At 68.1% G+C, this 13,322-nt stretch carries 11 protein-coding genes; 7 read left to right on the top strand and 4 right to left on the bottom strand.

Annotated features, from left to right (window positions below; translation table 11 throughout):
• Positions 1–126: 126 nt before the first annotated feature.
• The 3 genes from BST28156_RS12645 to BST28156_RS12635 form a co-directional block, all read right to left on the bottom strand.
• Entirely contained in the window at positions 127–984 is an 858-nt protein-coding gene (locus BST28156_RS12645) for a carbohydrate ABC transporter permease (protein ID WP_009692579.1), read from the bottom strand.
• A complete protein-coding gene (locus tag BST28156_RS12640) occupies positions 974–1,912 on the bottom strand; it encodes a carbohydrate ABC transporter permease (protein WP_060242511.1) in 939 nt (312 codons plus the stop codon). The genes BST28156_RS12645 and BST28156_RS12640 overlap by 11 nt, the downstream gene beginning before the upstream one ends.
• Before the next feature lie 139 nt (positions 1,913–2,051).
• Positions 2,052–3,299, bottom strand: a complete 1,248-nt coding sequence (locus tag BST28156_RS12635; protein ID WP_060242509.1) for an ABC transporter substrate-binding protein — start codon at positions 3,297–3,299, stop codon at positions 2,052–2,054.
• A 429-nt stretch (positions 3,300–3,728) separates the two neighbouring features.
• Here BST28156_RS12635 and zwf point away from each other — a divergent pair, with 429 nt between their 5' ends.
• The 3 genes from zwf to BST28156_RS12620 all read left to right on the top strand — a co-directional run bounded on the left by zwf (position 3,729) and on the right by BST28156_RS12620 (position 7,879).
• Positions 3,729–5,198 (top strand): glucose-6-phosphate dehydrogenase, encoded by a 1,470-nt coding sequence (zwf, locus tag BST28156_RS12630; protein ID WP_060242507.1) that lies wholly within the window; start codon positions 3,729–3,731, stop codon positions 5,196–5,198.
• A gap of 94 nt (positions 5,199–5,292) precedes the next feature.
• Positions 5,293–5,973: a 6-phosphogluconolactonase gene (gene pgl, locus BST28156_RS12625; RefSeq protein ID WP_174902327.1), complete on the top strand. Its 681-nt coding sequence runs from the start codon at positions 5,293–5,295 to the stop codon at positions 5,971–5,973.
• On the top strand, positions 5,951–7,879 hold the full coding sequence (locus BST28156_RS12620; RefSeq protein WP_174902326.1) for a bifunctional transcriptional regulator/glucokinase: 1,929 nt from the start codon (positions 5,951–5,953) through the stop codon (positions 7,877–7,879). The genes pgl and BST28156_RS12620 overlap by 23 nt, the downstream gene beginning before the upstream one ends.
• Before the next feature lie 118 nt (positions 7,880–7,997).
• On the opposite strand, the gene BST28156_RS12615 is transcribed toward BST28156_RS12620, so the two are convergent.
• Positions 7,998–9,215 (bottom strand): Bcr/CflA family multidrug efflux MFS transporter, encoded by a 1,218-nt coding sequence (locus BST28156_RS12615; protein ID WP_060242500.1) that lies wholly within the window; start codon positions 9,213–9,215, stop codon positions 7,998–8,000.
• 200 nt (positions 9,216–9,415) lie between these two features.
• Here BST28156_RS12615 and BST28156_RS12610 point away from each other — a divergent pair, with 200 nt between their 5' ends.
• The 4 genes from BST28156_RS12610 to BST28156_RS12595 all read left to right on the top strand — a co-directional run bounded on the left by BST28156_RS12610 (position 9,416) and on the right by BST28156_RS12595 (position 13,211).
• The gene (locus BST28156_RS12610; RefSeq protein WP_174902325.1) at positions 9,416–9,883 is read left to right on the top strand and encodes a hypothetical protein; all 468 of its coding nucleotides are present in this window, start codon (positions 9,416–9,418) and stop codon (positions 9,881–9,883) included.
• Between the two features lie 263 nt (positions 9,884–10,146).
• Positions 10,147–11,430, top strand: coding sequence for a glutamate-1-semialdehyde 2,1-aminomutase (gene hemL / locus BST28156_RS12605; protein ID WP_060242495.1), 1,284 nt, complete (start codon positions 10,147–10,149; stop codon positions 11,428–11,430).
• 15 nt (positions 11,431–11,445) lie between these two features.
• Positions 11,446–12,567, top strand: coding sequence for a bifunctional diaminohydroxyphosphoribosylaminopyrimidine deaminase/5-amino-6-(5-phosphoribosylamino)uracil reductase RibD (gene ribD, locus BST28156_RS12600; protein WP_060242493.1), 1,122 nt, complete (start codon positions 11,446–11,448; stop codon positions 12,565–12,567).
• 14 nt (positions 12,568–12,581) lie between these two features.
• Positions 12,582–13,211 (top strand): riboflavin synthase, encoded by a 630-nt coding sequence (locus tag BST28156_RS12595; RefSeq protein WP_174902324.1) that lies wholly within the window; start codon positions 12,582–12,584, stop codon positions 13,209–13,211.
• Positions 13,212–13,322 lie beyond the last annotated feature (111 nt).

The following is a 13,322-nucleotide window of genomic DNA, read 5'->3' as shown; positions in this document are numbered from 1 at the left end:
GTCTCTGGTGTCGGCCGAAGCGCGCTGCGCGCGCTCCGGTCCCGTGCAAGGTTCGGCGCGCATCCCGCGCCGCGTCCGGTTCGTTGCGATGCGCCGCGCGTCGCCCGCGCGGCAGCTCGGTCGTCTTCAGCCCTTCACCGCGCCCGCCGTCAGGCCGCGCACGAAGTAGCGGCCGGCGATCACGTAGACGAGCAGCGTCGGCAGCGCGGCGATGATCGCGCCGGCCATGTCGACGTTGTATTCCTTCACGCCCGTCGACGTGTTGACGAGGTTGTTCAGCGCGACCGTGATCGGCATCGAGTCGACGCCGGAGAACACGATCCCGAACAGGAAGTCGTTCCAGATCTGCGTGAACTGCCAGATCAGGCAGACCATGAAGATCGGCAGCGACACCGGCAGCAGGATCTTCGTGAAGATCGTGAAGAAGCCCGCGCCGTCGATGCGCGCGGCCTTCACGAGTTCGGCCGGCACGCTCACGTAGAAGTTGCGGAAGAACATCGTCGTGAACGCGATCCCGTACACGACGTGCACGAACACGAGGCCCGGAATCGTGTTGGCGAGCCCGAACATGCCCTGCAGCCGCGCCATCGGCAGCAGGATCACCTGGAACGGAATGAAGCAGCCGACCAGCATCATCGTGAACAGCGCGTCCGCGCCGCGAAAGCGCCAGTGCGTGAGCACGTAGCCGTTGAACGCGCCGATCAGCGACGAGATCAGCACGGCCGGAATCACCATCTGGATCGAGTTCAGGAAGAACGGCTTCATCCCGTCGCAGCGCACGCCGGTGCAGGCCTCGCTCCACGCCTTCACCCACGGCGCGAAAGTCCAGTGCGTCGGCGGCGTCAGCAGGTTGCCGGTGCGCAGCTGGTCGAGATCCTTGAACGACGTCGACAGCATCACGTAGATCGGGAACAGGAAGTACAGCGCGAACAGGATCAATGCCGCGTAGATCACCGCCCGGCTGATGGTCATCTTAGGCTGCATTGCGCGTGCTCCTCGATTCCATATACATCAGCGGCACGAGCACCGCGACCACGGTCGCCAGCATCATCACCGACGACGCCGCGCCCAGGCCCAGCTGGCCGCGGTTGAACGAAAACGTGTACATGAACATCGCCGGCAGCGACGACGACGTGCCGGGGCCGCCGGCCGTCAGCGCGACGACGAGGTCGAAGGTCTTGATCGTGATGTGGCAGAGAATCAGCAGCACCGAGAAGAACACCGGGCGCATGCTCGGAATCACGATCTTGCGGTAGATGGTCGGCAGCGTCGCGCCGTCGACCTGCGCGGCCTTGAAGATCTCCGCGTCGACGCCGCGCAGCCCCGCGAGGAACAGCGCCATCACGAAGCCGGTCGACTGCCACACGGCCGCGATCACCACGCAGAAGATCGCCTTGTCCGGATCGTCGAGCCAGCCGAACGAGAAGCTCGTCCAGCCCCAGTCGTGCATCACCTTCTCGAGGCCGAGGCCCGGGTTCAGGATCCACTGCCACGCAGTGCCCGTGACGATGAACGACAGCGCCATCGGATACAGGAAGATCGCGCGCAGCGCGCCTTCGTTGCGGATCTTCTGGTCGAGCAGGATCGCGAGGAACAGCCCGAGCGCGACGCAGATCGCGATGAACGGAATCCCGAACCAGCCGAGGTTCGCGGCGGAAGTCCACCACACGTCGTTCTGGAACAGGTCCGTGTAACGGCCGAAGCCGTCGAATTCGTAGTTCGGCAACAGCCGCGAATTGGTCAGCGACAGATAGCCGGTGATCAGGATGAAGCCGTAGATGAACACCACGGCGATCGCGACGCTCGGCGCAAGCACGAGCTTCGGAATCCAGCGATCGGCGAACGCCGACATCGGCGACGTGCGCCGCGCGGCGGCAGCGCCGGATCCGTTTCCGCTAAGAGGGGCAGCCACTTGATTCGACTCCTGGAACGAGGGCGGCGCAGGCCGAAGCCGGCGCCGGACACGGCACGGGCCCGCAGGCGAGCCCGTTTGCTGCACATGCAAGAACGCCCGGCCGATCCAGCGCGTGCGGCCGGGCGCCTGTCGCGCGTTACTTCACCTTCGCGGCTCGCGCGAGCGCGGCGACCGCGCTCTTCGAATCCTGCTGCGAGTTCATGAACTTCGTGACGACGTCGGTGATCGCGCCGGCCGTTGCATCGCCCTGCGCCATCCCGTGCGCGAGCGACGGCACGTAGCCGCCCGACTTGATCGCGGTCTGCTCGTCGGCGTACGACTTCTTCGCGCAGTCGTCGAACTTGTCCATCTTCACGCCGAGGCGGACCGGGATCGAGCCCTTCAGCAGGCTGAACTGCTCCTGGAAGTCCGGCGTCATGATCGTCTTCGCGAGCGCGAGCTGGCCCGGCGTCGCGGCCTTCTGGCCCTTCTGCTGGAAGAACACGAACGAATCGACGTTGAACGTATACGCATTGGTCGTGCCCGGCACCGGTGCGCAGATGTAGTCCTTGCCCGCCTTCTTGCCGGCGTTCTCGAACTCGCCCTTCGCCCAGTCGCCCATGAACTGCATGCCGGCCTTGCCGTTGATCACCATCGCGGTCGCGAGGTTCCAGTCGCGGCCGTTGCGGCCCGCGTCGAAATAGCCCTGGATCTTGCGCACCGTGTCGAACACCGACAGCATCTGCGGCGAGGTCAGCGTGGCCTGGTCGAGATCGACGAGCGCCTTCTTGTAGAAGGCCGGCCCCTGCGACAGCACGACGTCTTCCCACAGCGTCAGGTCCTGCCACGGCTGGCCGCCCATCGCGACCGGCTGGATGCCCGCGGCCTTCAGCTTGTCGGCGACCGCGAAGAACTCCGGCCAGGTGGTCGGCACCTTCGCGCCGACCTTGTCGAGCGCGGCCTTGTTGAGGTACAGCCAGTTCACGCGGTGCACCGAGAACGGCGCGGCGACGTAATGGCCCTTGTACTTCATGATCTTGTCGATTTCGGGCGGCAGGTTCTGCTTCCAGTCGCCGGCCACGGAATCGATGTTGACGAGCACGCCCTGGTCGGCCCAGTCCTGGATCAGCGGCCCCTTGATCTGCGCGGCCGACGGTGCGTCGCCGCTGATCACCTTGGTCTTCAGCGCGGTCATCGCCGCCGCGCCGGCGCCGCCCGCGACCGCGAAGTCCTTCCACACGTAGCCTTCTTTCTGTACGTCGTCCTTCAGCACGCCGACGGCCTTCGACTCGCCGCCCGAGGTCCACCAGTGCAGCACCGTCACATTCTCGGCCGCCTGCGCTGCCGCGGCGCCTGCCATCAGACCTGCGGCGCACAGCGCACCCATGATCGAGCGAACTTTCATTACCTATCTCCTCCAGACTGAATCAACTCGTGAAGTTCCCTCACCGGGAACGGCTTCTTGACGACGACGGGGAAATCGAGCCGCGAGACGCGTGTCGCGCACGGGGCCGATGACCGGCCGGGCTCTTACAGAAAGCGTGACTTGAGATTCAACTGCGTGTCTCCTCTTTGTGTTTCTGGCTCGCCGCGGTGCGGCACGAGCCCGGGGGCCGGCGGCGCGCGAACGATGCGCGCCGTCAATGTCCGATAACATTCGGCACAAGGCGTTCCCGGCGACGAAGCCCGCGCGTTGCATCGGCCGCGCTTCATTTTTTCTTCGTCCGGGTGCTACCCCTTTCGGCGGATTGTAGTTAAACTACAAATCAGTGTCAAAAATATTTTTATCGCACTACGGATCGCTTCCCAGCTACTTCAAACCGGGCGGAGACACATGCATACCGATTCCAGCTTTACCTTCGTACTTTTCGGCGGCACCGGCGATCTGTCGATGCGCAAGATCCTGCCTGCGCTGTTCGAAGCGCACCGCGCGCAGATGCTCGCGGAAGGCGGCCGGATCGTCGCCGTGGCGCGACACGAATCGGATCGCGCCGGCTATCTCGACTGGGTCGACACGCATGTGAAGCCGCACGCGGCAAAAGCGGCCGGCAAAGCCTTCGACGAAGCCGCGTGGAAGTCCTTCCTCGATCGCATCGAATACGTGAAGCTCGATCTCGGCCGCGCGGAGGATTACGTCGTGCTGCGCGACGCGATCGCGTCGCTGCCCGGCATCCGCGTGTTCTACCTGGCGACGGGCCCGTCGCTGTTCGTGCCGATCTGCAAGGCGCTCGCGTCGGTCGGGCTGAACGAAGGCTCGCGCATCGTGCTCGAGAAGCCGCTCGGCTACGACCTGCGTTCGTCGACCGCGATCAACGATGCGGTCGGCGAGATCTTCGCGGAAGGCCAGATCTACCGGATCGACCACTACCTCGGCAAGGAACCGGTGCAGAACCTGCTCGCGCTGCGCTTCGGCAATGCGCTGTTCGAGCCGCTGTGGCGCCGCGAATGGGTCGAGAGCATCCAGATCACGATCGCCGAGGAGCTCGGCGTCGAGGCGCGCGGCGATTTCTACGACAATACGGGCGCGCTGCGCGACATGGTGCAGAACCACCTGCTGCAGCTGCTGTCGATCGTCGCGATGGAGCCGCCGCATTCGATGGACTCCGACTCGGTGCGCGACGAGAAGCTGCGCGTGCTGCGGGCGCTGAAGCCGGTCGATCCGCGCGACATCGGCAAGGTCGCGGTGCGCGGCCAGTATCATGCGGGCGTGATCAAGGGCGCGCAGGTGCCGGCCTACGCGACCGAGCCGGGCGTGAAGCCCGACAGCCAGACCGAGACCTTCGTCGCGCTGAAGGCCGAGATCGAGAACTGGCGCTGGGCCGGCGTGCCGTTTTTCCTGCGCACCGGCAAGCGGCTCGCGGACCGCGTCGCGGAGATCGTCGTCAACTTCCGTCCGGTGCCGCACTCGGCGCTCGGGCCGACCGCGCTGCGGCCCGGCTCGAACCGCCTCGTGATCCGCCTGCAGCCGAACGAAACGATCCGCCTGTACTGTCTCGCAAAGCAGCCCGGCGAAGGGATGAATCTTGCCAGCGTGCACCTCGACCTCGCGTTCGACCAGTTCTTCAAGGAAGGGCAGATGGAGGCGTACCAGCGCCTGCTGCTCGACGTGATCAACGGTCGTCTCGCGCTGTTCGTGCGGCGCGACGAGCAGGAAGCCGCGTGGCAGTGGGTCGAGCCGATCCTGAACGAATGGGCGCGCTCGCTGAAGCCGCCGAAGCCGTACGCGGCGGGTACGTGGGGACCGGCCGCGGCGAGCGCGATGCTCGCGCAGCACGGCACGTGCTGGCTCGAGGAAGAGAACTGAGGTTTGCCGCCGCCGCGGCCGCGCGCCCGAACGCGCACGGCGGCGCGCCCCACGATTCGTACGATTTGAACAGACAAAGCAGTCCGGAGGAGATGTGATCGAGATCCACGCTTTCGACACCCAGGAAGCGCAAAGCGAAGCGCTCGCGCACGCCGTCGGCGACGCGCTGCGCGCCGCGCTCGCCGGCGCCGCGCGGCCGACGCTCGCGGTGTCCGGCGGCACCAGCCCGCGCCCGTTCCTGCAAACGCTGTCGCACGCGCCGCTCGACTGGGCCGGCGTCGACGTCACGCTGGTCGACGACCGCTGGGTGCCGGAGCACGACGCGGCCAGCAATGCGCAGCTCGTGCGCGACACGCTGCTGCAGCATGCGGCGGCCCCTGCCCGCTTCCTGCCGCTCGTCGACACGCGCACCACGCTCGACGCGCACGTCGCCGCGCTGAACGCGAACCCCGACTATCGCGTGCCGGACGTCGCGGTGCTCGGCATGGGCGAGGACGGCCACACCGCGTCGATCTTCGCGGACGCGCCCGAATGGGACCGCGCGATCGCGACGTCCGAGCGCTTCGTCGCCGTGCATCCCGGCGCCGCGCCGCACGCGCGCGTGAGCTTCTCGCTCGATGCGCTCAAGCGCGTCGGGCGCCTGTTCCTGCTGATCGCGGGCAGCCGCAAGCGCGACGTCCTCGACGCCGCGGCGGCCACGCTGCAGAAGAACGCGATTTCTCAACTGGCCAACGACAAGGGGACCAAGCTCGATGTCTACTGGTGCGCAAAGTAAGGCCGTCGTCGCGGGCCAGCATGCCGACGGCCCGCGCCTGCTCGCGGACGTCGGCGGCACCAACGCGCGCTTCGCGCTGGAAACCGGGCCGGGCGAGATCACGCAGATCCGCGTCCATCCCGGCGCCGACTATCCGACGATCACCGACGCGATCCGCAAGTATCTGAAGGACGTGAAGATCAGCCGCGTGAACCACGCGGCGATCGCGATCGCGAATCCGGTCGACGGCGATCAGGTCACGATGACCAATCACGACTGGAGCTTCTCGATCGAGGCGACGCGCCGCGCGCTCGGCTTCGACACGCTGCTGGTCGTCAACGATTTCACCGCGCTCGCGATGGCGCTGCCGGGCCTGACCGACGCGCAGCGCGTGCAGATCGGCGGCGGCACGCGCCGCCAGAACAGCGTGATCGGCCTGCTCGGCCCCGGCACCGGGCTCGGCGTCTCGGGGCTGATCCCGGCCGACGACCGCTGGATCGCGCTCGGCAGCGAAGGCGGCCACGCGTCGTTCGCGCCGCAGGACGAGCGCGAGGATCTGGTGCTGCAGTACGCGCGCAAGAAGTTTCCGCACGTGTCGTTCGAGCGCGTGTGCGCGGGCCCCGGCATGGAGATCGTCTATCGCGCGCTCGCCGCGCGCGACAAGAAGCGCGTCGCCGCGACCGTCGACACGGCCGAGATCGTCGAGCGCGCGCATGCAGGCGACGCGCTCGCGCTCGAGACGGTCGACTGCTTCTGCGCGATTCTCGGCACGTTCGCCGGCAATATCGCGGTGACGCTCGGCGCGCTCGGCGGCGTCTATATCGGCGGCGGCGTCGCGCTGAAACTCGGCGAGCTGTTCACGCGCTCGCCGTTCCGCGCGCGCTTCGAGGCGAAGGGCCGCTTCGAAGCGTATCTCGCGAACATCCCGACCTACCTGATCACCGCCGAATATCCGGCGTTCCTCGGCGTGTCGGCGATCCTTGCGGAGCAGTTGTCGAACCGCTCGGGCGGCGCGTCGTCGGCCGTGTTCGAGCGGATCCGCCAGATGCGCGATGCACTCACGCCGGCCGAGCGCCGCGTCGCCGATCTCGCGCTGAATCACCCGCGCTCGATCATCAATGACCCGATCGTCGACATCGCGCGCAAGGCGGACGTCAGCCAGCCGACCGTGATCCGCTTCTGCCGCTCGCTCGGCTGCCAGGGGCTGTCCGACTTCAAGCTGAAGCTCGCGACGGGCCTCACCGGCACGATTCCGATGAGCCACAGCCAGGTACATCTCGGCGACACGGCCACCGACTTCGGCGCGAAGGTGCTCGACAATACGGTCTCCGCGATCCTGCAGCTGCGCGAGCACCTGAACTTCGAGCATGTCGAGAACGCGATCGAGACGCTGAACGGCGCGCGCCGCATCGAGTTCTACGGGCTCGGCAACTCGAACATCGTCGCGCAGGACGCGCACTACAAGTTCTTTCGCTTCGGGATCCCGACCATCGCGTACGGCGACCTGTACATGCAGGCCGCGTCGGCCGCGCTGCTCGGCAAGGGCGACGTGATCGTCGCGGTGTCGAAGTCCGGGCGCGCGCCCGAGCTGCTGCGCGTGCTCGACGTCGCGATGCAGGCCGGCGCGAAGGTGATCGCGATCACGTCGAGCAATACGCCGCTCGCAAAGCGCGCGACCGTCGCGCTCGAAACCGATCACATCGAGATGCGCGAATCGCAGCTGTCGATGATCTCGCGGATCCTGCATCTGCTGATGATCGACATCCTCGCGGTCGGCGTCGCGATCCGCCGCGCATCGCCGAACGGCGAACTGTCCGAAGCCGTCGCGCAGGCGAAGGCGCGCGCGAGCGACGACGAAACCGCCGACGTGCTCGACTGGCTGAGCCACGGCGCATCGCCGGCGGTGAAGGACGTCACGCGCGACTGAGCACGCGGCGCCATGCCGCGTCGCACACCCGCCGGGTGTCGCGCCCGGCGCCCGCAGCCAAACAAAACGCCACCGGCGCATCGCGCACGGTGGCGTTTTTTCTTCGGCCGCGGCCGGTTCAGGCGCCCGCTTTCACCGGCCGGCCGTGCCAGCGCAGCACGAGCACGCGCCCGACGAAACACAGCACGCCCGACACGCCGATCGTGACGCCCATCGCGAACGGCGTGCCGTCCGCGAGCGCGCCGATTGCGACGCTCGCCAGCGCGCCGAGCGCGAGCTGCATCGCGCCGAACACGGCCGCCGACGCGCCCGCGTTGTGCGGATAGCGATGCATCAGGTCGGTCGTGCAGTTCGCGGACAGGATCCCGACCACGCCGACCACGAAGAACAGGCACACGACGATCGACCAGAGCCCGCCCCACCCCGTCAGCGCGACGAGCGCGACCGCGAGCGACGCGACGCAGCTCACCAGCGACGCGGCCGCGATGATCCGCAGCGAGCCGATGCGGCCGACCAGCCGCGTGTTCGCGAAGTTGCCGATCATGATGCCGACGACGTTCAGCCCGAACAGCAGCCCGTAGTGCTGCGGCGACACGTGGAAATACTCGATGTACACGAACGGCGTCGCGGTGATGTACGAAAACATCGACGCGAACGCCATCCCGCCGCACAGCATGTGGCCCCACGCGACCGGATCGGACAGGATGCGTCCGTACGCCGCGAACGACGCGAGCACGGCCGCGCTCTTGCGCCGCTCCTTCGGCCAGGTCTCGGGCACGCGCAGATACGCGGCCGCCGCGCACAGCGCACCGAACGCGGCGAGCACGACGAACACGCCGCGCCAGCCGGCGAAACGCAGGATCTGCCCGCCGATCAGCGGCGCGAGCAGCGGGCCGACCGCGGTGACGATCGCGACCATCGACAGCACCTTCGCCGCGTCGGTCGGCTCGTGCGCGTCGCGCGCGATCGCACGCGCGAGCACCGACGCCGCGCCCGCGCCGAGCGCCTGCAGGAAGCGCACCAGGATCAGCATGTCGATCGAGCCCGCGACGAAGCAGCCGACGCTCGCGAGCGTAAACAGCGCGATGCCGCCGAGCAGCACGGGGCGGCGGCCCCAGGTGTCGGACAGCGGGCCGTACAGCAGCATGCCGATCGAGAAGCCGGCCATGAAGCTCGTCAGCGTGCGCTGCGCGGCGCCGGGGCTGACCGAGAAGCCGTCGGCGATCGACGGCAGGCTCGGCAGGTACATGTCGGTGGCGATCGGCCCGCAGGCGGCGAGCGCACCGAGCAACAGGATCAGCCGGGCATCGGGCCGGCGCCGGACAGCGTGTGACATGGGAATCCGGGATGAAGCCCGCGCGCATCGGGGCGCGCGTGGCGGTGAAGACGGCAGACGGCGCCAAGGTCGGCGCGATCAGGCCCATGATTGTACGCGCAACTTGTTTACACAACCGGCGCGACACCCGCACGCGATCGGGCGCGGATTCGATTAAGCTTGCTTTCCTTGTCTGAACAATCTGCCGCACGACCGAACCGATGACCGCCTTCCTGCTGATCTGGAGCCCCAAGAAATGGCCGTGGCCCGAACTGCCCGACGTCGCCGCACGCGTGAAGGCCGGCGAGGCCGTGCACGACGTATGGGGTTGCGGCTTCGCGCGCAGCATCCTGCCGGGCGACCGCGTGTTCCTGCATCGCGTCGCGAAGGAGCCGAAAGGCGTGTTCGGCTCCGGCTACGTGACGCGCGCGCCCTATGAGGTGCCCGATCCGGCGACCAAACGCGGCTACCGGCTCTGCATCGACTTCGTGTACGACTGGCTCGTCGACGGCCATCAGGAAGTCGTGATCCCGCGCGACGCGCTGCGCGTGCATCCGTATTCGGTGCAGACCTGGGACGCGCAGACGTCCGGCACGTCGATCAAGCCGATGGTCGAAGGCCCGCTCGAGAAGCGCTGGGCCGAGCTGACCGGCGGCCGGCGCAAGCCGCCGCGACAAGAGAAGGGATAGGCGACGCGATAAGCGGGTCGCATCGGCTTTTCGGCGGACCGGCTGTACCCCTGCGCCGCCCAGCCCGCAACAGCGTCGCTGCGCAAGCGCCCCGCCCTTCCGCCTCCCGTCGACGCACCGGATCGCCCAATCCCGCCCGCGCCGAAAGGCCGCAATCCCGCCCGCGGGCCCGCCGCGCGCGTCTCCGGTACAATCGGACGATCGTTCCGCCCAGGCGCCGGCCCGTGCACAGGCCCCGCGCCGTTCTCTCGCAGGTTTCGCTCATGTCCAACAATCAGATCCTCTTCGAACGCGCCCAGAAGACCATTCCCGGCGGCGTCAATTCGCCGGTGCGCGCGTTCCGTTCGGTCGGCGGCACGCCGCGCTTCGTCGCACGCGCACAAGGCCCGTACTTCTGGGATGCCGACGGCAAGCAGTACATCGACTACATCGGCTCGTGGGGCCCGATGATCGTCGGCCACGTCCATCCGGACGTACTCGACGCCGTGCAGAAGGTGCTCGCCGACGGCTTCTCGTTCGGTGCGCCGACCGAAGCCGAGATCGAGATCGCCGAGGAAATCTGCAAGCTGGTGCCGTCGATCGAGCAGGTGCGAATGGTGTCGAGCGGCACCGAGGCCACGATGAGCGCGCTGCGCCTCGCGCGCGGGTTCACGGGCCGCAGCCGCATCGTCAAGTTCGAGGGCTGCTACCACGGCCACGCGGACAGCCTGCTCGTGAAGGCCGGCTCGGGCCTGCTGACGTTCGGCAACCCGACCTCGGCCGGCGTGCCCGCCGACATCGCGAAGCACACGACCGTCCTCGAATACAACAACGTCGCCGCGCTGGAAGAAGCATTCGGCGCGTTCGGCGACGAGATCGCCGCGGTGATCGTCGAGCCGGTCGCCGGCAACATGAACCTCGTGCGCGGCACGCCGGAATTCCTGAACGCGCTGCGCGCGCTGTGCACGAAGCACGGCGCCGTGCTGATCTTCGACGAAGTGATGTGCGGCTTCCGCGTCGCGCTCGGCGGCGCGCAGGCGCACTACGGGATCACGGCCGATCTCACCTGCCTCGGCAAGGTGATCGGCGGCGGGATGCCGGCGGCTGCATTCGGCGGCCGTCGCGACATCATGGCCCACCTCGCGCCGCTCGGCGGCGTGTACCAGGCCGGCACGCTGTCGGGCAACCCGATCGCGGTCGCCGCGGGCCTGAAGACGCTGCAGCTGATCCAGGCGCCCGGCTTCTACGACGCGCTGACCGCGCAAACGAAGCGCCTCGCCGACGGCCTCGCGGCCGAAGCGCGCGCGGCCGGCGTGCCGTTCGCGGCCGACTCGATCGGCGCGATGTTCGGCCTGTACTTCGCCGAGCGCGTGCCGACGAGCTTCGCCGAAGTCACGAAGAGCGACATCGAGCGCTTCAACCGCTTCTTCCACCTGATGCTCGACGAAGGCGTGTACTTCGCGCCGTCCGCGTACGAAGCCGGCTTCGTGTCGAGCACGCACGACGACGCGGTGATCGACGCGACGCTCGCGGCCGCGCGCCGCGCGTTCGCGGCACTCGCCGCCTGACCCGGGCCAACGCGCATGTTCTCGGATATCGACTTCGCCCACATGCAGCGCGCGCTCGCGCTGGCGGCGCGCGGCATGTATACGACCACGCCGAACCCGCGCGTCGGCTGCGTGATCGTCAAGGGCGGCGACGTGATCGGCGAAGGCTACACGCAGCCGGCCGGCCACGACCACGCGGAAGTGCAGGCGCTGAAGGATGCGCGCGCGCGCGGCCACGACGTCGCGGGCTCGACCGTCTACGTGACGCTCGAGCCGTGCAGCCATTTCGGCCGCACGCCGCCGTGCGCGAACGCGCTGATCGACGCGCGCGTCGCGAAGGTCGTCGCCGCGATGGAAGACCCGAACCCGCAGGTGTCGGGGCGCGGCCTCGGCATGTTGCGCGACGCGGGCATCGACGTACGCTGCGGGCTGCTCGCGCATGAAGCGGGCGAGCTGAACATCGGCTTCGTGTCGCGCATGACGCGCGGCCGCCCGTGGGTGCGAATGAAAAGCGCCGCGACGCTCGACGGGCGCACTGCGCTGCCGTCCGGCGAAAGCCAGTGGATCACCGGCGACGCCGCGCGCCTCGACGGCCATGCGTGGCGCGCGCGCGCGTGCGCGATCCTCACCGGCATCGGCACCGTGCGCGAGGACAACCCGCTGCTGACCGTGCGCGGCATCGACACGCCGCGCCAGCCGCAGCGCGTGCTGGTCGACAGCCGGCTCGAGCTGCCGCTCGACGCGCGACTGCTAGAAGGCGCGCCGCTGCTGATCTTCTGCGGTCAACTCGACGCTGCCGGCGAAGCGCGCGCGGCCGCGCTGAAAGCGCGCGGCGCGGAGATCGTGCCGCTCGCGAACGCGCACGGCAAGGTCGACCTGCCCGCGATGCTGGCCGCGCTCGGCGCGCGCGGCATCAACGAACTGCATGTCGAGGCCGGCCACAAGCTGAACGGCTCGCTGCTGCGCGAACAGTGCGTCGACGAACTGCTCGTCTATCTCGCGCCGAGCCTGCTCGGTGCCGACGCGGCCGGCATGTTCGATCTCGCTGCGCCGGCGAACCTCGACGCGCGCACGCGGCTCGTGTTTCACCAGATCGAGCGGATCGGCGACGATCTGCGGATCCTGGCGCGTTTTGCGCCGCCCCCCGCCACTCATTGAACGGAATCGTCACGATGTTTACCGGAATTGTCGCGGCCGTCGGCCGCATCGAATCGATCACTCCGCTCGGCGCATCGCCCGAGGCGGGCGTGCGCCTGTCCGTGCAGGCCGGCGGACTCGACCTCGCCGATGTCGCGCTCGGCGACAGCATCGCGATCCAGGGCGCGTGCATGACGGTGATCGAGAAGACCGACGCCGCGTTCGACGTCGAGGTATCGCGCGAAAGCCTGAACCGCACGGTCGGCCTCGCTGAACCGGGCGACGTCAATCTCGAGAAGGCGCTGCGCGCGCACGACCGGCTCGGCGGCCATATCGTGTCGGGACACGTCGACGGGCTCGGCACCGTGTCGCGCTTCGCGCCGGTCGGCGAATCGCACGAACTGCGCATCGTCGCGCCGCGCGAGCTCGGCCGCTACCTTGCGTACAAGGGCTCGATCACGGTCAACGGCGTGAGCCTGACCGTGAATTCGGTCGAGGATCTGGCGGACGGCTCCGAGTTCTCGATCAACCTGATTCCGCATACGGTCGAGGTCACGACGCTGCGTCATCTGAAGGCCGGTGACAAGGTCAATCTCGAGGTCGATATGATTGCGCGGTATGTGGAGCGGATGCTGTCATCGGCAACGCCCACACAACGTCGCTGACCGCTGCGGGAAGCAGCGTTCCGCGAGCACTCGCCCCATCGGCAACTGGGTAACTCCTTGGGCCCTTTGCGACCGTCGCGTCGCGTATCAGCCCTTCGGTCCGCTCAAAAC

The sequence above is a fragment of the Burkholderia pseudomultivorans genome (assembly GCF_902499075.1).
In the GTDB taxonomy this organism is placed as follows: Bacteria; Pseudomonadota; Gammaproteobacteria; order Burkholderiales; family Burkholderiaceae; genus Burkholderia; species Burkholderia pseudomultivorans.
This window is presented reverse-complemented; position numbering and strand designations above follow the sequence as displayed.